The sequence below is a fragment of the Sphingorhabdus sp. genome (genome assembly GCF_050921905.1).
Classification (GTDB): Bacteria; Pseudomonadota; Alphaproteobacteria; order Sphingomonadales; family Sphingomonadaceae; genus Sphingorhabdus_B.
Genome location: NZ_CP050888.1, coordinates 2,479,596 through 2,498,923, shown reverse-complemented (window position 1 = coordinate 2,498,923; position 19,328 = coordinate 2,479,596). Strand labels below are relative to the sequence as shown.

The window sequence follows — 19,328 nt, the reverse complement described above, 5'->3', positions numbered from 1 at the left end:
AATGACACACACCCGCCACGACATCAGCATTATCACGCTGAACGGTAAAACACCGATAATCCACGACAGCGCGTTTATCGCACCGGGTTGCCGGATCATTGGTGATGTCACCATCGGCGCAGATTCAAGCATCTGGTATAATTGCGTCATCCGCGCCGAAGTGAACCGCATCGTCATCGGCGCCCGAACGAATATTCAGGACGGCAGCATCGTCCATTGCGATGGCCCGATGCCTGGGGTTGAGGACGGATTTCCCACCATCATTGGTGACGATGTCCTTGTTGGGCATAATGTCATGCTGCACGGCTGCATCTTGCATGATCGCGCATTTGTTGGCCTTTCTGCCACCGTGATGAACGGCGCAGTGATCGAAAGCGACGCTATGCTCGCCGCAGGTGCCATGCTGACCCAAGGCAAACGGATAGAGACACGGCAATTATGGGCGGGTTCTCCTGCCCGCTTTGTTCGTGATCTTGACGATGCCGCCGTCATGGGCATGCGGCTTGGCGTTGCGCATTATGTCCACAACGCCAAGGCACATGCCGCCGCTGTAACTTCGGCTTAAAACTTCGCCCTTATGGTGAAGCGGCCATTGATGGGCGCACCGGCCGATATATTGTTATTGTTATGCGCATCCGAATAATAATCGGTGTCGAACAGGTTTTCGACATTCAACTGCAATTGTAATGCATCGCTCAGGTCATAATAAAACGCCGCATCAACGCGTGTGAAAGCCGGCAGCTTTGTTGTGTTGGGGGCCGTCCGGATTGCGGCAAACTGGCTAGATTGGTGAATGATCCCAAGGCCGGCTGCAAATCGATCGTTAAAGTCATAGCGGTTCCACAGGCTCGCCTGATGCTGGGGAACCTGCCCCAAACGCACGCTGTCATTGCCAGCCAGGGCTGCATCCTGATAGCTGTAGCCGCCATGGACTTGCCACGATGACGTAATATTCCCCGTCACCGCCAGCTCAATGCCTTGCGTCCGGGTCGTCCCGATATTGATGCTGACCACAGGATTGCGAGGATCAGGCGTCGTCGCATTGCTGCGTTCCAACTGAAACGCCGCCAGCGTCAGGTTCAGATTGGGCTGCACATCCCATTTGGCGCCAATCTCGTAATTTGTGAACTTTTCCGGCGCGAGATTCTGCTGCGTCACCGTCAGCGCCAAAAACTGGTCGCCGGAGCGCGGCAGGAAAGACTGGCTGTAGCTGCCATATAGAGAGATATTTTCCTGCGGCTTGAAAATCAGGCCAAGGCGCGGACTGACTTTTTCGTCCTTCCGGGCAAAAGGCCGGTCAACCGCTGGCAACAGGTCAGTGCCGTCAATGTCGAAATTGTCATAACGCAGGCCAGCAACAACGTCGATATGGTCGCCAAAGCTGATTTGATCCTGAACATAGACGGAAAAGAATGTGACGTCGGACACGGTATCGCGTGATAGTGCGTTGAAATTGACGGTCGGGAATATGGGATTGGATAGGTTAAAAGTGGCATTGGACAAGGCACCATTGAAGCGACGGTTGGCCGATTTTTGATCTCCATATTCGGTGCCGACTAGGATTTTATGCATCAGCGGGCCCGTTTCCACACCCCAGACCAAATTGGCTTGCGCGATGAAATTTTCACGTTGGGTCGGATCACTATACGCGGCCAAAGCAACGGTGCCACTTTGCGCAGTCGCAGCACCATTGGGATAGACGTTCAGATAGGTTTTGTCATAGTCGCCATACAATATTGTGCCGCTAAAGCTCAAATTTGAAGTCAACGCACCATCAAGCCGCAGTTTGGCGATTTGCGCCTCCAACTTGGTATAGTTGGCGCCAGGAACGCCAAAAAATTGGTTGCGGTAGCCAGCGATCGGGCGGTTGGGCTGACCGGCACCACTGGCGATTGACGGGATGCCACGGTCGGTTGTGCGGTCGTCATGCACATATTCATAGGACAGCCCAAGCTTCCACGCGTCATTGAGTTTGAACGCAACATAAGGGTTCCACGCATAACGCGCACCGCCCACGAAATCGCGATGGCTGTCGAAGTTTTCGTAAACAGCGTTGATGCGCACGGCTGCGGCATCTCTCAAGGGCGCGTTGACATCCGCCGACATATCATAAGCGCCAAGGCTGTTAATGCTGGCTTGACCTGCATAAATAAAATCATCGCTCAAAGGCGATTTCTGCACGCGATTGATAATGCCGCCACCGCCGCCGCGACCGAAGATCAGGGCATAAGGCCCTTTCAATATTTCGACACGCTCGATGTTATAAAGCCCGCGATAATATTGGACGTCATCGCGCACGCCATCCAAAAAGAAGTCAGCGGTGGTGTTTTGCCCGCGCAAGGTGATCTGGTCGCGGTTGCCCTCGCCTTGGCCTACAGTCGTGCCGGGAACATAGCGCAAGATGTCCGCAAGCGAATGATGCGCCTGATCGTCCAACTGCTCGCGGGTCACGACGTTGATGGTCTGCGGGATATCGATGAGCGGCGTGTCGGTTTTTGTCGCGGTAACCGAATTGGTCGCAAGATAGCCCTCGCTTAGGCCAGTTACAATGATCGTCCGGCTGTCATCATAGGCTTCGACGTCAAACGCGTCTTCGGCAAATGCGGGTTGCCAAAATACCGAAGCGGACAACAAAGCGATAGTGGACGCGGACAGGCGGGGCATAATGAACCTTTCTTACGTTATTGCGAATGATTCGCAAATCTATTTGCGCCCACTATTGCGAATCGTTATCATGTGCAATTAAAAATTGTAGCAATCATTGGATTGATTTTGCATCTGGGTGATTGTTTGCACTATCAAGATGAGGGTCAGGACCTAGACTGAAGGAGGTTTTAAACGATGCAAGTAACGATTTGGCACAATCCGGATTGCGGAACCTCTCGAAAAACCTTGGCGATTCTGGAAGAAACCGAAGCTGTCGTGGTTGATGTCATCGAATATCGCAAACAGCCATTTACGCGCGCAAAGCTTGAACAATTGTTTCACGATGCCGGCCTGACGCCGCGCGAAGCGTTACGCACACGCGGCTCACCCGCCGAAGAATTGGGCCTTATCGAAGGTGCATCGTCAGAACGGATATTGGACGCGATGGTCGAGCACCCAATTTTGGTTGAACGTCCCTTTGTCGAAACGGCGAAGGGCGTCCGGCTGTGTCGGCCTCAGGAAAAAGTGCACGAAATTTTGTGAACGGCGTTACGCCGCGATGGCATAAGGTTGAATTTCACCCGACAGATACAGATTGCGCGCCTTGGCCCGGCTCATCTTGCCGGAGCTTGTCCGCGGCAAGGTGCGCGGTGGGATCAGTTCCACGACGCAGTTCATGCCCGTAACCGAACGCACCTTGTCACGGATTTGTTCACGTAGCTTGGCACGTTCGACTTCGTCTGTCGTCCGGCATTGCACCAGCACGGCTGGCGATTCTTCGCCACCTGGCATTGTGACGGCGAAGGCAGCAATGTCGCCAGCCTTAAAGCCCGGCAATTGTTCCACAGCCCATTCAATGTCCTGCGGCCAATGGTTTTTGCCATTGATGATGATCATGTCCTTGGCACGACCAACGATGTAGATATAACCATTCGACAGATACCCCATGTCGCCGGTGTCGAGCCATCCATCGACCAAGCAAGCATCGGTAGATTCCTTGTCGCGGAAATATTCCTTCATCAAGGACGGGCCAGTGCACCACACTTTGCCAATTGTCCTGTCCGCAACTGCCGCGCCGTTTTCGTCGCGGATCTCGATGGTCATGTCTTTTACGGCACGCCCACAATTGACGATTGCGCGATACCGAACTGGGCGGTCCGGCGCGCCCGGGTGGCCCGTAAGTTCGGTCTCTTCAACCAACTCAACCCGAATGCCTTCACCCGGCGGCATGATGGACACCGCAAGCGTGGTTTCGGCAAGGCCGTAGCTTGGCAGGAACGCCGACGCCTTAAAGCCGGCATCACCAAAGGCGTCCACAAATGCCTGCATCACGTCAGGCCGGATCATATCCGCGCCATTGCCCGCAAGCCGCCATTTGGACAGGTCAAAGCGGTCGTTCACATGGCTCTGGCTTGAAATCCGCCGCGCGCAAATGTCATAGCCGAATGTCGGCGAGTAACTGATAACCGTGCCGTCGGCGGCGCTGATGACGTCAAGCCACGCCAGCGGGCGGCGGGCAAAATCCTCCGTCTTCATGTAATCGGTCGACACCTGGTTCGCCACTGGCGACAGAAAACAACCCACGAGACCCATGTCATGATACCATGGCAACCACGACACGCAGCGGTCATTTTCGGTCACTTCCATGCCGTGAGAGTGCGCCGACAGATTGTTTAACAATGCCTTATGCGTCACCGCGACACCATGCGGGAAACGGGTCGATCCGCTCGAATATTGCAGATAGCAAATTTCGTCCGTGCCCGCCGCGGGCAATTCGGTTTCGGACGCAATCCGGTTGCTGAAGCTCTCCCAATCGAGCCCTTCAACGTCGCAAGTACGCGCAGCATCATTGGCCATGTCGGCCAGTTCGGCGGGGAAAAACAATATTTTGGGATCACAGCTTTTCAACTGCACCGACAATTGGTCGACATAGCTTTCCTTGCCGCCAAATGAGGTCGGTAGCGGCAGGGGGACGGGCCATGCGCCCGCATAGATACATCCGAAAAACAACGCGGCAAAATCTGGTCCTGTTTCGGCGACCAAGGCAACGCGGTCATCCTTACAAATGCCGAGGCTGATCAAACGATACGCCATTTTCAGCGCGTCTTCGCGCATCTCGCTATACGGATAAGGCCGCGCCAACTGGCCACGCATATCGTGGAAGTTCAATCCGCGCTTACCCAAGGCAGCGTAATCAAGCGCCGCACCAAGCGTTGCAAAGTCGGAAAAGCGGCGTTGCAAGCTGTCCTGCGTTGGCGTGGATGCGAGTGCGCTCATAATATTTCCTATAATGTGATTAGGCAGCGGCCCGTGTCACTTTTAATATCCACTTTTCCTAGCTGAGGATAGCAGTTCAAATTTCGACCCGACTGTGGCAAGAATAGGGCGTGAACCAGCCCCGTCCTGCCAAAAAGCCCGCTCCACCGTTAAATGCGGAAAGGCTGCGTCAATTGGCGCTGCATTATGTGGGTAAATATGCCACCACGCAGTCAAAATTGGCGGGCTATTTGACGCGCAAAATACGCGAACGGGGCTGGGAGGATGAACGTTCTGCAGACATTGTCGGATTGACCGAGCAATTCACGTCGTTGGGCTATATCAACGACGCCCAATTTGCCGAGGCCCGCAGCCGGTCCTTTGTCCGCAGGGGCTTTGGCGGGCGACGGCTGAACGAGGATTTGCGCGCCAGCGGCATTGGTGACGCCGATGCCATAAATGCCAAAGCGCATATGGACGATAGCATCTTCACCGCTGCCGAAAACTTCGCCAGGCGAAAACGGCTTGGTCCCTTTGCACAGGAAGCCGCAGCACCGGAGAAACGGAATAAGCAGTTGAACGCTTTCCTGCGCGCCGGACATGGTTTTGAATTGGCGAAACGGTTTGTGTATGCCGAACCCGGTGATGAGATCAGCGAAGACTGAGTTTAGTCGTAAACGCGGTCTGCTGTTGCCACCGCCTCTGACGCCCGAAGCGCGGAAATGATGCGCATGAGGTGTTGCAGATCATGAACCTCCAAATCCACTTCAAAGGTGTGGAATTCGACATCGCGCGCGGTCATCCGCAGGTGGATGATATTGGCCTTGTGATAGCCGAATATCCCTGCAATCTCACCCAATGTGCCGGGTCTGTTGTGGATGATAACCCGAAGCCGCGCCGACGCGCCGTCGCTGCCCTGCCCCCAACTCAAGTCAACCCAGTCGGCGTCCGTCCCACTCGCCAACCGGTCGCATTCAATGGTGTGCACCTCAACCGGCTGCCCCGCCAGCCGCAGCCCGACAATCCGGTCGCCGGGAATGGGATGGCAGCATTCGCCAAGATGATACCCCACGCCCGGGGTCAAGCCGCGGATTGAGATAGCACTTTCCTGACCCGGAAAATCGATATGGCTGCCATCGGCGTCGAAACCAGGCACGAGCGCCTCCATCACCGTGCGGTCGTTGATTTTGCCCAAGCCAATGCGATGCATCAGCTCGTCCTCATCCTCCAGCTTTAACCGCGTCAGCGCCGCCGTAAGGGCCTTTTTGCCGATTTTGCCCGGCATACGCGCGGCGATTTCTTCATAAAGCTTGCGCCCAATCACAACCAGCTCATCACGTTCCCGGTGTCGGACATGGCGACGGATGGCGGCGCGTGCCTTGCCCGTGGTCACAAAGTTCATCCACGCCTGTTGCGGCTCTTGCGCCTTGGACTTCAGAATTTCGACCATGTCACCATTGCGCAACTGCGTTCGCAACGGCACATGACGGCCATTGACCTTGCCACCAACGGTTTTGTCTCCAAGGTCGGTGTGCACAGCATAAGCAAAATCAACGACCGTTGAACCCTTCGGCAACTGGTGCAGCGCACCTTTAGGCGTAAAGGCGAAAATGCGGTCCTGATACATCGCCATCCGCGTGTTCTCGAGAATGTCTTCGGCGTCTTGGCTTGTCTCGAGTATCTCGATCAGATCGCGCAGCCATCCCGCCTGCCCATCGGGCTTATCATCCTGCTTATAGGCCCAATGCGCCGCAAAACCATGTTCCGATTTGCGGTGCATCTCGGCGCTCCTGATCTGCACCTCCACCCGCATATTTTTGGCGAACATTATCGTCGTGTGGATCGATTTATAACCGTTGCGCTTGGGTGTTGAGATAAAATCTTTGAACCGTCCGGGCACCATCTGCCAACGCCGATGCAGCACGCCCAAGGCGCGGTAACAGTCCTCGGTCGTTTCGGTAATGACGCGAAAGGCGTTGATGTCGGTCAGTTGTTCAAACGCGACATGGCGTTCCTGCATCTTTTTCCAAATCGAATATGGGTGCTTTTCGCGGCCGGAAATTTTGATTTTCAGGCCAGCCTGCTCCATCTCCCAAGCAATGGTCTGGTTGATTTGGTCAATCTCGATATCCGCCTTTTCGCGGATTTGCTTTAAGCGGCCTGTTATCGTCTGATAAGCGGCAGGCTCCAATTGTTCAAAGGCGAGCAACTGCATCTCGCGCATATATTCATACATGCCAATCCGCTCGGCCAGCGGGGCATAAATATCCATCGTTTCCTTTGCAATACGGCGCCGCTTGTCGGGGCTTTTGATGAAATGCAGCGTCCGCATATTGTGCAGCCGGTCGGCCAGCTTGACCAAAAGCACGCGGATATCATCGGAGATTGCGAGCAAGAATTTGCGCAGATTTTCGGCGGCCCGCTCATCCTCGGTCTGCGCTTCAATCTTTGACAGCTTGGTAACGCCATCGACCAACCGTGCGACCTCCGGACCAAAGCGCTTTTCAACATCTTCGATAGTGGTCAGCGTGTCTTCCACCGTGTCGTGCAGCAACGCAGTGATGATCGTGTCCTCATCCATTTTGAGGTCAGTCATCAGCCCTGCAACCTCTACCGGGTGGCTGAAATAGGGGTCACCAGAGGCCCGCTTTTGCGCCCCATGCATTTGCACGGTGAACACATAAGCCCGGTTAAGCCGATCTTCATCGACATCAGGTGCGTACGCCCGCACCCGCTCAACCAGTTCATATTGCCGCATCATCGGTCCAACTTGGGTCTTTTGCGTTGCGATGCAACAGGAAAATCATTCTAAACGCGTTCATCCTAAGTTCGCCCCAGCAAAAACTGACAATATATGTAAAAACGGCAAGGGGGCGGTTGTTCTAAAATATCCTTTTGATCTTCTCCGCAAAAAAAACACTTTCCTACAATATATCTGATATGTTCTATACTGTTGGATGACACATACACCCACCTCACCCGCCCGTCCCGAAGATGCGTCAAGCGCTCAAACGGAAGCACCCCTTGCCACTTCAGACGCACCTGCACCCGACGGATATGATGCGCCTGAATATTATGATCCGCAGGAATATCGTTGGGTCCCTGTCCGACGACGACCACGACATGATGGATGGACGGAAGAAAAACAGAGACGCTTTATCGAAGCCTTGGCCGACACGGGTCTTGTTAGCCACGCCGCAAAATCGGTAGGGATGAGCCGTGAGTCCGCCAACCGCCTCCGCCGTTCGGCGCATGGCGCGGCCTTTGCGCGGGCATGGGATGCGGCCCGGCAATATGCAGGCGGCGCGTTGGAAGATATTGCCTTTGAACGCGCCATCCAAGGCGTCGAACATAATGTATATGATGAATGTGGCGAAGTGATCTGCACCAAACGGGTGTATAATGATAGGCTGCTGACCTTTTTGCTCCGCCATCTAAAGCCGGAGCGTTATGCCCAAGCTGCATCGGCAACGCCTGTGCCACCTGCGGGCAATCTGGAAATGAGCCTGCGTGCGATGGAACCGCAACTGCCCGCGCCGCCTGAGGCGTTAATGGATACAGAGTCGCTTGAAGATGCATATGCGCTAGCCGATTTGGCAGACGGCTTCTTGCCGCATTTTCTGTCGGAACAACTTCCAGATGAAGAGGCATTACGATTATTACAGGAGAAATGCGATGCGGGGCTGCAACGTCGTTTGATCGCGGCTGGTCTGGCAACCCCAAAAGACCCGCCACGGCGGCGTTTTAGGTGAGACCTTAGGTCACATACTCATAAATTAGATTCCCAAAGTGATTGATATCTGATTCAATGCTTTTCCTGAAAGGGAGAAGTTGATGGCACGGTTTGATTTGACAGATTTCGAGTGGTTGGTGATCCAGCCTTTGTTGCCGACCAAGGTGCGTGGCGTGAAGCGGGTTGATGATCGGCGGGTTTTGAACGGGATATTCTGGCGGTTACGCACTGGCGCGCCTTGGGCGGATATTCCGGCGCGATACGGTCCGTATACGACCTGTGTGAACCGGTTCAACCGCTGGCGCAGAGCTGGTGTGTGGAAGCATATATTGGATGCAGTTTCCGTGGCTTACGAAGGCGATATCCAGATGATCGACTCGTCCTCGATCCGGGTTCATCAACATGGAGCCAATGGTAAAAAAAAGACCAGCGATCCCGTTGCATGGGTCACTCGCGTGGCGGCCTGACCACCAAGATACATGCACTGGTCGATGCGATGGGCATGCCGATCATGCTCAAGCTGACCGAAGGGCAAGCCGCCGATGGTCGCAGTGCAGTAGACATGTTCGATACCGTCGGCAAAGGGGATATCCTGCTCGCCGACCGGGCTTATGACTCCGATGCGTTGCGCGCCGAAATGGAGGCGCGCGGTGCCAGGGCCAATATCCGCGCCATGCCGCAACGCGTGATCAAACCGGTATTTAGTCACCTCCTCTATAAGCAACGCAACCTCGTCGAGCGCTTCTTTAATAAACTCAAGCACTTCAGAGCAGTTGCCACGCGATACGATCAAAGAGACGATAATTATCTCGCATCTGTCCAACTCGCATCAATCCGGATCTGGTTGAGACATAATGAGTCTGTGACCTAGTGTGACTTTTCAACTATCCAACAGCGCAACAAAAAAGCGCCGAAGGGTCGGTCCCTCCGGCGCAGTTTGCATTCGGCTCCTGACCCTAATTCTTGGCGATGGCCTTTGCATTGTCGCCATTGCATGCCGCAACTTCTTCAGCCGTGAACACGCGCTCACCGGCGGTGAATGCCGTAACTGCGCCGAATTGACGTGCTATGCTAATGCACATATTCTTTGGCGCAGTCGATGCGATTGGCGCGCGGCAGCTCGTGCCTTCGCACTTTACATATACGCTGCGCAACAGCTCTGGCTTGGCAGTGGTCGGCTGCGCCAGCTCGGCCTTATAATAGCTACCGTTGGTGGCGGCATGTGCCTGCGGCGCTGCGAACAAAAGCGTTGCGCTCAAAGCAGTGGCAGCAGCAAGCGCGCCCATGCGGGCGGAAATTTGGGAGAGAGTCATCATGTTATCCTTCAGCTTTGCTATATTTTCAAATCACAGCCCGAAGCTTTGGTTCCTTGTCTGTGGTTTGCACAACTGATAAATCAGTTGCGAATCAGTACTTATTATTATACGTTTCTAATTGCAACTTAAATTTGCAATTTGGATTGATTATTTTGAACAAGGGTCGCAATCTGCGATTGAGAGGATGTTTGATGGGTGAATTGCGGGAACCTTTGCACCAGCTCGCCGAATGTGGCCTCCCCATGGCGCTGGAGGCGATGGGTGAACGCTGGTCATTCATGATATTGCGCGCGGCCTTTAATGGCGTTCGGCATTTTGAGGAGTTTCTGTCCGAATTCAGCATTGCGCGCAACATACTGGCCAACCGCCTCACTCGCTTGACCGAAAGCGGAATATTACACCGCACCCCCTGCCCCGACGACCGGCGAAAGGTTGAATATCGCCTTACGGAAAAAGGGCTCGACTTACTGCCAACGATGATTGCCCTGCGCCAATGGGGCGAAAAATGGGGTACGGGCGTTTTGTCCAATCCGGTATTGGTTGATGACCGTGACAGGCAGCCAATCCTGCCGGTCACAATCCGTAGCCATGATGAACGGGTTCTTGGCCATATGGATCTATGCTGGATAAACGTGGCGGACATTACGCCGATCAGCGCCAACACGCATGAAGCGGATGATCGCGTCAGGAAGTTAAGCGCGATTTAACCTGCGCTCCTGACCTTAAAGCGGCCATTGAATTTTTGTTGCGAATCTGTTACGAGGTTTGGCGACAGGCCAAAAATGGTCGATGACTGCGCGTCCAATCCAGGCAGCGACAGGTTCATGACGTAAGGGACGAACGAAAAAAGTCTGATGGGTGACGCTCTGTTGCCTGAACACGCTATTTCTCCCGAATAATCAGAAAGGTCGTAATATGACGTCCAACGCGGCGATATTTGATGTAGGCGATTATGTGGTATATCCCAAGCATGGGGTCGGCCGCGTGATTGAACTTCAGGATTCCGAAATCGCAGGGATGCAGCTTCAGCTTTATGTCCTGCGCTTTGAAAAAGAAAAAATGACGCTTCGCGTGCCTTTCAACAAGGCTGAAGGCGTCGGCATGCGCAAGCTTTCGAGCGACAAGACGCTGAAGGAAGCGATGTATACCTTGACCGGCAAGCCCAAGGTGAAACGCACCATGTGGTCACGGCGCGCGCAAGAATATGAATCGAAGATCAACTCGGGCGACCTTGTATCGATCGCCGAAGTGACGCGCGATCTGTTTCGTCCCGATGACCAACCAGAGCAAAGCTATTCCGAGCGGCAAATTTTTGAAGCTGCATCCAGCCGTTTGGCGCGCGAACTTGCCGCCATGGAAAAGACTGATGAAAAGGCGGCGCTCCAGAAAATTCTCGTCATCTTGAATGAGGCGGCACCGCAATATTACGAAAAAGCAGAATAAACTTTCCTTACCGGAAAAATCTGAAGGGCGCTGGAAACGGCGCCCTTTTTTCGGGCTTTATGCTACCGCGTAACGCCCAGCCTGAAATGCGGCTATCGGCCGTGGTAAGGTAGTTTATGGCCAAAGTAATCATCTGGTATGACGGTGCGTGTCCCCTGTGCATTCGCGAGATTGCATTGATGCGTCGCCTTGATCGGCGGCGCGCCATCGATTTCCGCGACATAGCGCCTGCAAATGCGGTGTGTCCGCTTGACCGTCAATTGATGCTCGCGCGCTTCCACGCCAGCGAAGACGGCGTTATCCTATCTGGCGCCGCCGCCTTTGCCGCCATGTGGCGGGCCATACCATTGCTGAAACCGCTTGGCTTCATCGCCCGTAACCGGCTTGTTCTTCGGCTGCTCGAACGTCTCTATAACCGCTTCCTCATCATCAGGCCGCGCCTGCAAAAATTAATGGACTAGGTTGGGGACCTATTAAAATGAGCCTTTCCAGATAGGCTGCAGATATCTGTTGCGTGATAAACGTCGAAGTGTATTGTCAGGACAACACACAAGGAGATAAGCCATGCGCAAGTCAATCTGCCTTCTGCCGCTCCTCGCCCTATCGCTTGTCGGTTGCGGCGAAACCATTTCCGGTGCGGTTAAGGATGTCAAAGCCATAGAGGAAAACGGCTTTGCCGACGGCAAGACAGTATCCAGCAGCGCCGTAACGACGGATGCATTCAGCACAGTTAAGGCGCTGGGCCCCGATAATATCGTGTTCGTCACCGGTGACGCTTTTACCATCAAGGCCGAAGGCAATGCGAAAGCGGTCGCCGCGCTGCGCTACAAGATGGATGACAAAGCGATTGTCATTGGCCGGGAAAAGGGCAGTTGGTTTGGCGATGCAGGCAAAGGCGTCACGGTAACGATCACTGCGCCCGCGTTGTCCGCCGCCTCGCTCGCGGGGTCAGGTGACTTTACCGCTGACCGGATGACGGGCGACATTGTCAAAGTGAAAGTCGCCGGATCAGGCAGCTTGAACGTCGCCAATGTAGAAGCGAAGGAGCTGGAGACCAAAATCGCAGGTTCGGGCAACGCTGTTGTTTCTGGCAAGGTTGACCTCGCCGATTTCTCGGTGGCAGGTTCCGGCAGCGTCAACGCGCAGAAGTTGAATGCCACTGACGCCGATGTGTCTATTGCGGGTTCCGGCGACGTTCGGTTAACCGCGACAGGTAAGGTCAAGGCAAAGGTCGCTGGCAGTGGTGATATCAATGTCAACGGCGGCGCTACATGCGAGTCGAAATCAATAGGTTCAGGAAGCATAAATTGCTCCTAACCGAAGGCAGCCTGAGCGCATGAGCAATTGGTGGGACAGAAACGTCGTGCCGCGCTTAATCGGTAGCGCATGCACGCAACCTGCGGTGATGCGCAACCGGGCTAAAGTGGCACCCTTGGCCGCCGGAGAAGCTAGGGTCAGGACCTCTTAAATTCACCTTCGCGGTTTGAGGCCATATTGTTCAGTGCCAGGCGGCAAGCGCAGGACTTAGTGGTTCTAAGTCCAAGCTTGCCAACGCAGCAATGGACAGTATGGGTCAAATCCGAAGGACGTCTTGACGCCGCGAAGGTGGATTTAAGTGGTCCTGACCCTAATATTTTTAATCGCGGTTCAGGCAATATTAGCGTTACTGGAAGAGGAAGCTGTTTCATTAAACAGGCTGGAAACGCCGCTATCAATTATGCTCAGATCGAAAAAGGATCGCGTTAATGACCTTAAGCCCGTTTAGTCGCTACGGTGCATTTGCCATCGCACTGTCACTCACCGCCTGCAATATGCCAGCCAATGGCGTAACCTCGGCCGCTGGTTGCACTCCAGGCGCAGCCGCAGGCCAGTCCATAGCGGGACTGGAGCAAGTGACCTTATGCGTCACCAATGCCACCAAAACGCATAGCTTCACCGTTGAGGCCGCAAGAACAAGCGCAGAGCAAGCCAAGGGGCTTATGTTCCGGACGGACCTGCCCGACAATGCGGGTATGATTTTTCCTTTTCCAGAACCGCGCGTTGCGAGTTTCTGGATGAAAAATACTGTTATCCCCTTGGACATCATTTTCGTGCGCGCGGATGGCACGATTGAGAGTATCGCCGACAACACCATCCCTTATTCCACAACACCCGTTGTGTCGGGCGAGCCTGTTGCTGCTGTGCTGGAATTGCGCGGTGGTCTCGCGGCTGAACTGGGAATTGTTGCTGGCGACAAGGTGCAATGGACAACCAAATAAGGATTGCGCGGAATCATGCTTGGTCCTAATCGCAAGAGCCATGGGTATTCTAAGTAAAATCTTCACCTGGTGGGACGGCGCGACGATTGGCACGTCAATCTATAGCTGGCGCAAAGGCAAGGCTGTGGGCGCTGACGCCTTAGGCAATAGATATTATCAATCATCCGACGGCAAACGCCGCTGGGTGATCTATAGCGGCCCCAATGATGCAAGCCGCGTATCGCCCGATTGGCATGGCTGGTTGCATGGCACACATGATGGCGATCCGGAGAGCTACTTGCCGCCACACAGGGGCTATGAAACCGCGGCTGTGCCAAATCTCACAGGCACCGATGCTGCCTATCGTCCAGCAGGGTCCATTGAGCGTGGCGGCCATCGTGCTCGCGCGACGGGTGATTATGAGGCATGGAGTCCCGACGCATCATGATCCGCGCGCGCGGTTTAATCTGGTTGCCGCTTTTGGCAACGCTTGCCGCGTGCGGTGCTTCAGAGGACGAAACGCTTGCGCCCGCGAAATCGGGCGAGGCCCTTCCGACCAGCGACAAAATTGTTGCCATGTCCGGCGCTACCATAGGTACCCCCATGGCAGAACGCGTTGCCGTGCTCGGCCTGTTGAACAAGCGAAATGGTCAAACGCGGGACGTTGAGCTAAAACCTGGCGAAGCTATTCGCTTTGACAAAGTGGTCATCCGACTCAGGGCTTGCGAGAAAACAGCGCCATGGGAAACTCCACCTGACGAAGGTGCATTTGTGCAGTTGCTCGTGAATGAGCGCCCCCCCGGCACGACTCAGGCCGAAAGATGGCGTAATGTTTTTTCGGGCTGGCTGTTCAAGGAAAATCCCGCAGCCAATGTTGTCGAGCACCCGATTTACGATGTGTGGATCAAGGCTTGCAAAATGCGCTTTCCCGGCGAAGAAGCACCCGTAGAGAAGAAATCTTCTGAAGAAGGTCCTGCAGCCAAAGCGCCGTCAAGTGAACTCCAGTCGCCACCTGAGGCAGCGCCCGCTGCGGTTGAAGAAGCTAGCCCTGACGGGGCTTGAACGGCGTTCGTTAGTGCAGCCGCAATCAGTTTAAGATACGCGCTTTGTGTCATTTCGATTGCCCCTAGGCTGGCCAAATGGTCGGTCATGAACTGGCAATCGAGCAATTCAAACCCGCCCAGTCGAAGCCGTGCGACCAGCCACGCCAAGGCAACCTTCGACGCGTCAGTTTCGCGAGAGAACATGCTTTCCCCGAAAAACGCGCGCCCCAAAGCCAGCCCGTAAAGTCCGCCCACGAGGCGACCTTCCGACCAGCATTCGATGCTATGTGCCCGCCCTTGTTGGTGCAAGCGGCAGAAAGCCTCTTCGATATCTGGATTAATCCAGGTGTCGCGTCGATCCGCTTGCGATTCGGCACATGTGGCAATGACCTGCGCAAAAGCGGTGTCGGCAGTGACCACAAACCGATCCTGCCGGATAGTTTTGGCAAGCGACTTTGACACACGAAAGCCATCCAGTGGCATGACCGCCCGAAACTCTGGTTCAATCCAAAAGGTATCGGGGTCATCACGGGCGTCGGACATCGGGAATATGCCATTGGCGTAGGCCTGAAGCAGTAAATCCAGATCGATGGGCAAATGATGTCCTTTCGTGTCCGTCCTATTTAGGGTCAGGACCACTTAAATCCACCTTCGCGGCGTCAAGACGTCCTTCGGATTTGACCCATATTGTCCATTGCCGCGTTGGCAAACTTGGACTTAGAACCACTAAGCCCTGCGGTTGCCGCATGGCACTGAACAGTATGGCCTCAAACCGCGAAGGTGGATTTAAGTGGTCCTGACCCTACCTATCTCGAATTGCGCCGACGCATGCAATGGATTATAGCCTATGTAATCGCCCCGGCAGAGTTAGGCTCTTCAATGGCCAACTCCACCGGGGCGTATCATTTCAAGCAAAGTCAGGGACCGCATATGACCCGCCGCCGCAAAATATACGAAGGCAAGGCCAAGATTCTGTATGAAGGTCCTGAACCCGGCACGTTAATCCAATATTTCAAGGATGATGCCACCGCCTTCAATGCCCAGAAAAAGGGCACAATTTCCGGTAAAGGCGTCATCAACAACCGCGTGTCGGAACATGTCTTTACGCGGTTGAGCCATATCGGCATCCCGACGCACTTCATTCGTCGCCTGAACATGCGCGAACAGTTGATTCGTCAGGTTGAGATCGTCCCCATCGAGGTCATCGTGCGCAACGTGGCCGCCGGTTCCTTGTCCAAACGCCTTGGTATCGAAGAAGGCACGCCGCTTCCGCATACCTTGCTCGAATATTGTTACAAGGATGACAGCCTTGGCGACCCATTGGTTGCAGAGGAGCATATCGCCTGCTTTGGTTGGGCGACACAGGAGGAAATGCAGGACATTTCGTCCATGGCGATCCGCATCAATGACTTCATGTGTGGTATGTTTGCCGCCATCGGCATTCGGCTTGTGGACTTCAAACTTGAGTTTGGGCGCTTGTTCGATGGCGATTTTTCACGGATCATCCTGGCCGACGAAATCAGCCCTGATGGTTGCCGCTTGTGGGACATTGAAACCGGCGAGAAGCTGGACAAGGACCGGTTCCGTCGTGACCTTGGCGGCGAGGCAGAAGCCTATCAAGAAGTCGCCCGCCGCCTTGGCTTGATGCCGGATGAAAGCGAAGGGGCCGTCCTTGATATGGTCAGCCACCGATTACGCAAAGGCAAGTGAATCAATAATTTACATAAGAATATATTGCAGTGTCCAAGCTTTTGCGGAAGACTATAGCGTATGAGAATCGCGCTTAACCTTCTATCTGCGGTTGCAATCTTTTTTGCTGGAGCGACATCCTCGCTTGCCGCGCCTGCAGAGCGGACTGAGCCGTGGAACGCCGAGACATCCGACCTCGAACCGGACGCCAGCATCATTTACGGGCGGCTACCCAATGGTCTGCGCTACGCCATTCGTCCGAATCAGCGTCCACAGAATCAGGTGCTGGTGCGCATGACCATCGACTTCGGCTCCGCGGCGGAGGCGGAGGACGAGCAGGGTCTTGCGCATTTCATCGAACATATGGCCTTTAACGGCAGTACCAATGTGCCTGAGGGCGAAATGGTCAAAATGCTTGAGCGGCTTGGTCTGTCCTTTGGTGCCGATACCAACGCCTCGACTGGCTATACGCAAACGGAGTATAAATTAGACTTGCCAAAGTCGGACCCGCATCTGATTGAACGTGCGCTGTTTTTGATGCGTGAGACGGCGCGGGAAATATCGTTCAACCCGGCAGCAGTTGACCGCGAGCGCGGGGTTATTTTGGCGGAAAAAAGCGCGCGCGAAAATTTTGGTTTTCAAAGCGGACGTGCGGCGAACAACCTGTTTTACCCGGGTACTTTTTACGCCACGCGTTACCCCATCGGCACAACCGATGTCATTCAATCGGCACCTGCGGAGCGGATGCGCGCGCTGTATCGCAAATATTATCGCCCGGACCGCATCAAAATCATCATCGTTGGCCCGGTAGATCCCGTGGCCATTGAACGCGAACTGGTGGCCAAATTTGCGGACTGGCGCGTGGACGCGCCGCCATTGGGTGCAATTGACCAGTGCCTATTGGATACCAACCGCGCATTATCCGCGCAAAGCTTCGTACATCCAGAGATTAGCGAGAGCATGAGTGTTCAGCAGTTTTTGCAGGATAAAAAGCGGCCTGACACCTTAGAACGCGGGATGATTGAGCTCAAAATGGGCATCGCAAGCGCGATCATATCACGCCGCATGGCGCGCCGATCCCGCGAAGCAGACATGCCGTTTTTAGGTGGAGGTGTGAATTTCAACTTCGGTCTGTGCGACCAATATGCAACCATCGGCTATGGCGTCGCGGGTAAGGACGGCAGTTGGCGTTCATTGCTCGCCTTTACCGAGCAAACTGTTCGCCAAGCCGTGGAATATGGGTTTGAAGAATCCGAGATTGCCGAACAGATAAAGCGTCTGGACGCACAATATGAAAATGCCGCCAAAGATGAAGGTACCGAATCGAGTGGGGCAATTGCAAACGCCTTGGTCAGTCTGGACGAGGACGTGTACAACTCGGACAAATATCGCCAGTTGTTGTGGCGACAGATACGCCCGTTTATAACACCGGCGGCGATCACTTCCGAATTTGCATTTTGGTTCCGCCAAATGGATCGACCGCAGATTTTCCTGACAACAAAGCAGAGCGCGGCTATTCCCGAGGATGAAATATTGGCCGCTTATGCCGTCAGTCGGGGCACGCCAATCGCTGCGCCAATGACACGCGTGGCGTCAAGCTTTGCTTACACAGACTTCGGCCCCGCCGGAGCTGTCATTGCCGACAAGACGATTGCGGATTTGGGCATTCGCACCATCCGCTTTGCCAATGGCGTGTTGCTGAACCTTAAAAAAACCGATTTTGAAGACAATCGAGTCCGCTATTCGCTGCGCATTGATGGTGGCCAACTGCATTTTGGCAAGGAAAATGCTGTCTTGGCCTTACTGATGTCGGCGACCTATGTTTCTGGCGGCCTTGAAGCCCATGATATTGAAGATTTGCGATCCATCTTGGCCGGAACAACGGTGTCCCCCGCATTCGGTGTTGCCGACAGATTTTTTGGCGCAGCCGGTGCTGTGGCACCAGCGGATTTGGTGCGGCAATTGCAAGTCATGGCAGCATATACCACCCATCCGGGCTATTCGGAAAATGCCCTTCGCCTGTTTCGCCGTCCGCTGCCCGAATTATATGCGCGATTGGACGCTGTTCCGGGGTCCGCGCTTTCGGTCGCCATGTCAAGCATCATGACCGATGATGATCCGCGCTTTACGCTGCCGCCTCTCAAGGCCTTACAGGGTGCAGATTTTGAAATGCTAAAGACGGTGTTGGGCGACGCATTAAAACAGAATCGCTTAGAAATCGCATTGGTCGGCGACTTGGATGAAGAAGCGGCCATCGCGGCTGTTGCACGCAGTTTTGGAGCCCTCCCGACGCGCGCGGATGACGGGAAGGATTATAGCGCGCAACTTCAACCGGGCTGGAGCGCAAAGCGCGGGAATTTTGATATTCCCCATAATGGCGAGGCGAACCAGTTGGCGTGGCGCCGTATATGGACAACCACGGGCGATAATGACCAGAAAACCACCCAATCCATGGATCTTCTTGCACGCGTTGCGACGCTGCGTCTGACCGATGAATTGCGCGAGAAATTGGGTGCGACTTATGGCGTGTCCGCGCAGTCCGACATGTCCAACCTGTATCTGCAGCGGGGCACATTTTACGTATCTACCGCTGGCGACCCCAAAGATATTGCGACGATAGAATCGACTGTCGATCAAGTCATATCGGCGCTGGTAAAGTCACCGGTTGATCCCGACGTGTTCGAACGGGCGCGCAAACCCGTGCTTGAGAGCTACGCCGATTGGAAAAAGCAAAACAACACTTGGCTCGGTGTCGTTGCGGAGGCACAGACAAGCACCGACATGTTGATCCGCTTCCGACAAGCCGAGACAAATTTTGCGTCAATAACCACGCAGGACCTGTGGGCATTGGCCAAGCTTTATTTGAGCAAAGCTGCAGAGTTCACATTCCGCGCACTACCAGATGAAATGGTCAGCGGTGGCGAAGAATCCGCCGAATAGCGTTCGAAGCCGTTTCGTCTCAATT

Annotated in this window: 17 protein-coding genes and 2 pseudogenes; 14 read left to right on the top strand and 5 right to left on the bottom strand. The window is 54.5% G+C overall.

Annotation, left to right across the window (positions count from 1 at the left end):
* The first annotated feature begins 1 nt into the window (after window position 1).
* The gene (locus HEQ18_RS12180) at window positions 2–565 is read left to right on the top strand and encodes a gamma carbonic anhydrase family protein (protein WP_432814911.1); all 564 of its coding nucleotides are present in this window, start codon (window positions 2–4) and stop codon (window positions 563–565) included.
* Here the strand turns inward: HEQ18_RS12180 and HEQ18_RS12175 are convergent.
* On the bottom strand, window positions 562–2,664 hold the full coding sequence (locus tag HEQ18_RS12175; RefSeq protein ID WP_432814910.1) for a TonB-dependent receptor: 2,103 nt from the start codon (window positions 2,662–2,664) through the stop codon (window positions 562–564). The genes HEQ18_RS12180 and HEQ18_RS12175 overlap by 4 nt on opposite strands.
* 177 nt (window positions 2,665–2,841) lie before the next feature.
* Between HEQ18_RS12175 and arsC the strand changes: the two genes are divergently transcribed.
* Window positions 2,842–3,189, top strand: a complete 348-nt coding sequence (gene arsC / locus HEQ18_RS12170) for an arsenate reductase (glutaredoxin) (protein WP_397605445.1) — start codon at window positions 2,842–2,844, stop codon at window positions 3,187–3,189.
* 6 nt (window positions 3,190–3,195) lie between these two features.
* On the opposite strand, the gene HEQ18_RS12165 is transcribed toward arsC, so the two are convergent.
* Entirely contained in the window at window positions 3,196–4,923 is a 1,728-nt protein-coding gene (locus tag HEQ18_RS12165; protein ID WP_432814909.1) for a fatty acyl-AMP ligase, read from the bottom strand.
* A gap of 110 nt (window positions 4,924–5,033) precedes the next feature.
* Between HEQ18_RS12165 and HEQ18_RS12160 the strand changes: the two genes are divergently transcribed.
* Window positions 5,034–5,567, top strand: a complete 534-nt coding sequence (locus tag HEQ18_RS12160) for a regulatory protein RecX (RefSeq protein WP_432814908.1) — start codon at window positions 5,034–5,036, stop codon at window positions 5,565–5,567.
* Between the two features lie 2 nt (window positions 5,568–5,569).
* On the opposite strand, the gene HEQ18_RS12155 is transcribed toward HEQ18_RS12160, so the two are convergent.
* Window positions 5,570–7,663: a RelA/SpoT family protein gene (locus tag HEQ18_RS12155; protein ID WP_432814907.1), complete on the bottom strand. Its 2,094-nt coding sequence runs from the start codon at window positions 7,661–7,663 to the stop codon at window positions 5,570–5,572.
* A gap of 196 nt (window positions 7,664–7,859) precedes the next feature.
* Between HEQ18_RS12155 and HEQ18_RS12150 the strand changes: the two genes are divergently transcribed.
* Together HEQ18_RS12150 and HEQ18_RS12145 are read left to right on the top strand one after the other, a co-directional pair.
* The gene (locus HEQ18_RS12150; protein WP_432814906.1) at window positions 7,860–8,654 is read left to right on the top strand and encodes a hypothetical protein; all 795 of its coding nucleotides are present in this window, start codon (window positions 7,860–7,862) and stop codon (window positions 8,652–8,654) included.
* A 145-nt stretch (window positions 8,655–8,799) separates the two neighbouring features.
* Window positions 8,800–9,506, top strand: a pseudogene (locus tag HEQ18_RS12145) (IS5 family transposase).
* A gap of 85 nt (window positions 9,507–9,591) precedes the next feature.
* Here the strand turns inward: HEQ18_RS12145 and HEQ18_RS12140 are convergent.
* Window positions 9,592–9,951, bottom strand: a complete 360-nt coding sequence (locus tag HEQ18_RS12140; protein WP_432814905.1) for a CC_3452 family protein — start codon at window positions 9,949–9,951, stop codon at window positions 9,592–9,594.
* A gap of 191 nt (window positions 9,952–10,142) precedes the next feature.
* Between HEQ18_RS12140 and HEQ18_RS12135 the strand changes: the two genes are divergently transcribed.
* The 7 genes and pseudogenes from HEQ18_RS12135 to HEQ18_RS12105 all read left to right on the top strand — a co-directional run.
* A complete protein-coding gene (locus tag HEQ18_RS12135) occupies window positions 10,143–10,658 on the top strand; it encodes a winged helix-turn-helix transcriptional regulator (RefSeq protein WP_432814904.1) in 516 nt (171 codons plus the stop codon).
* 208 nt (window positions 10,659–10,866) lie between these two features.
* Entirely contained in the window at window positions 10,867–11,394 is a 528-nt protein-coding gene (locus HEQ18_RS12130; protein ID WP_432814903.1) for a CarD family transcriptional regulator, read from the top strand.
* Window positions 11,395–11,510: 116 nt separating this feature from the next.
* Window positions 11,511–11,855 (top strand): DCC1-like thiol-disulfide oxidoreductase family protein, encoded by a 345-nt coding sequence (locus tag HEQ18_RS12125; protein ID WP_397605438.1) that lies wholly within the window; start codon window positions 11,511–11,513, stop codon window positions 11,853–11,855.
* Between the two features lie 103 nt (window positions 11,856–11,958).
* Window positions 11,959–12,711, top strand: a complete 753-nt coding sequence (locus HEQ18_RS12120; RefSeq protein WP_432814902.1) for a head GIN domain-containing protein — start codon at window positions 11,959–11,961, stop codon at window positions 12,709–12,711.
* A gap of 428 nt (window positions 12,712–13,139) precedes the next feature.
* On the top strand, window positions 13,140–13,652 hold the full coding sequence (locus HEQ18_RS12115; protein WP_397605436.1) for a DUF192 domain-containing protein: 513 nt from the start codon (window positions 13,140–13,142) through the stop codon (window positions 13,650–13,652).
* Between the two features lie 40 nt (window positions 13,653–13,692).
* Window positions 13,693–14,079: an NADH:ubiquinone oxidoreductase subunit NDUFA12 gene (locus HEQ18_RS12110; protein ID WP_397605435.1), complete on the top strand. Its 387-nt coding sequence runs from the start codon at window positions 13,693–13,695 to the stop codon at window positions 14,077–14,079.
* Window positions 14,058–14,486, top strand: a pseudogene (locus HEQ18_RS12105) (DUF2155 domain-containing protein); the annotation flags it as partial. The gene HEQ18_RS12110 and the pseudogene HEQ18_RS12105, both read left to right, overlap by 22 nt.
* A gap of 35 nt (window positions 14,487–14,521) precedes the next feature.
* Here HEQ18_RS12105 and aat read toward each other — a convergent pair.
* Window positions 14,522–15,217 (bottom strand): leucyl/phenylalanyl-tRNA--protein transferase, encoded by a 696-nt coding sequence (aat, locus tag HEQ18_RS12100; protein WP_432816009.1) that lies wholly within the window; start codon window positions 15,215–15,217, stop codon window positions 14,522–14,524.
* A gap of 387 nt (window positions 15,218–15,604) precedes the next feature.
* Here aat and purC point away from each other — a divergent pair, with 387 nt between their 5' ends.
* Window positions 15,605–16,384 (top strand): phosphoribosylaminoimidazolesuccinocarboxamide synthase, encoded by a 780-nt coding sequence (gene purC, locus HEQ18_RS12095; RefSeq protein ID WP_296197379.1) that lies wholly within the window; start codon window positions 15,605–15,607, stop codon window positions 16,382–16,384.
* A 60-nt stretch (window positions 16,385–16,444) separates the two neighbouring features.
* Window positions 16,445–19,303: a M16 family metallopeptidase gene (locus HEQ18_RS12090; protein ID WP_432814901.1), complete on the top strand. Its 2,859-nt coding sequence runs from the start codon at window positions 16,445–16,447 to the stop codon at window positions 19,301–19,303.
* Window positions 19,304–19,328: the final 25 nt, after the last annotated feature.

Excerpts from the sequence above, each read along its gene's own strand:
- HEQ18_RS12180 (WP_432814911.1), top strand. The coding sequence starts at position 2 with ATGACACACACCCGCCACGACATCAGCATTATCACGCTGAACGGTAAA.
- HEQ18_RS12175 (WP_432814910.1), bottom strand. The coding sequence starts at position 2,664 with ATGCCCCGCCTGTCCGCGTCCACTATCGCTTTGTTGTCCGCTTCGGTA.
- arsC (WP_397605445.1), top strand. The coding sequence starts at position 2,842 with ATGCAAGTAACGATTTGGCACAATCCGGATTGCGGAACCTCTCGAAAA.
- HEQ18_RS12165 (WP_432814909.1), bottom strand. The coding sequence starts at position 4,923 with ATGAGCGCACTCGCATCCACGCCAACGCAGGACAGCTTGCAACGCCGC.
- HEQ18_RS12155 (WP_432814907.1), bottom strand. The coding sequence starts at position 7,663 with ATGATGCGGCAATATGAACTGGTTGAGCGGGTGCGGGCGTACGCACCT.
- HEQ18_RS12150 (WP_432814906.1), top strand. The coding sequence starts at position 7,860 with ATGACACATACACCCACCTCACCCGCCCGTCCCGAAGATGCGTCAAGC.
- HEQ18_RS12140 (WP_432814905.1), bottom strand. The coding sequence starts at position 9,951 with ATGATGACTCTCTCCCAAATTTCCGCCCGCATGGGCGCGCTTGCTGCT.
- HEQ18_RS12135 (WP_432814904.1), top strand. The coding sequence starts at position 10,143 with ATGGGTGAATTGCGGGAACCTTTGCACCAGCTCGCCGAATGTGGCCTC.
- HEQ18_RS12130 (WP_432814903.1), top strand. The coding sequence starts at position 10,867 with ATGACGTCCAACGCGGCGATATTTGATGTAGGCGATTATGTGGTATAT.
- HEQ18_RS12125 (WP_397605438.1), top strand. The coding sequence starts at position 11,511 with ATGGCCAAAGTAATCATCTGGTATGACGGTGCGTGTCCCCTGTGCATT.
- HEQ18_RS12120 (WP_432814902.1), top strand. The coding sequence starts at position 11,959 with ATGCGCAAGTCAATCTGCCTTCTGCCGCTCCTCGCCCTATCGCTTGTC.
- HEQ18_RS12115 (WP_397605436.1), top strand. The coding sequence starts at position 13,140 with ATGACCTTAAGCCCGTTTAGTCGCTACGGTGCATTTGCCATCGCACTG.
- HEQ18_RS12110 (WP_397605435.1), top strand. The coding sequence starts at position 13,693 with ATGGGTATTCTAAGTAAAATCTTCACCTGGTGGGACGGCGCGACGATT.
- aat (WP_432816009.1), bottom strand. The coding sequence starts at position 15,217 with ATGTCCGACGCCCGTGATGACCCCGATACCTTTTGGATTGAACCAGAG.
- purC (WP_296197379.1), top strand. The coding sequence starts at position 15,605 with ATGACCCGCCGCCGCAAAATATACGAAGGCAAGGCCAAGATTCTGTAT.
- HEQ18_RS12090 (WP_432814901.1), top strand. The coding sequence starts at position 16,445 with ATGAGAATCGCGCTTAACCTTCTATCTGCGGTTGCAATCTTTTTTGCT.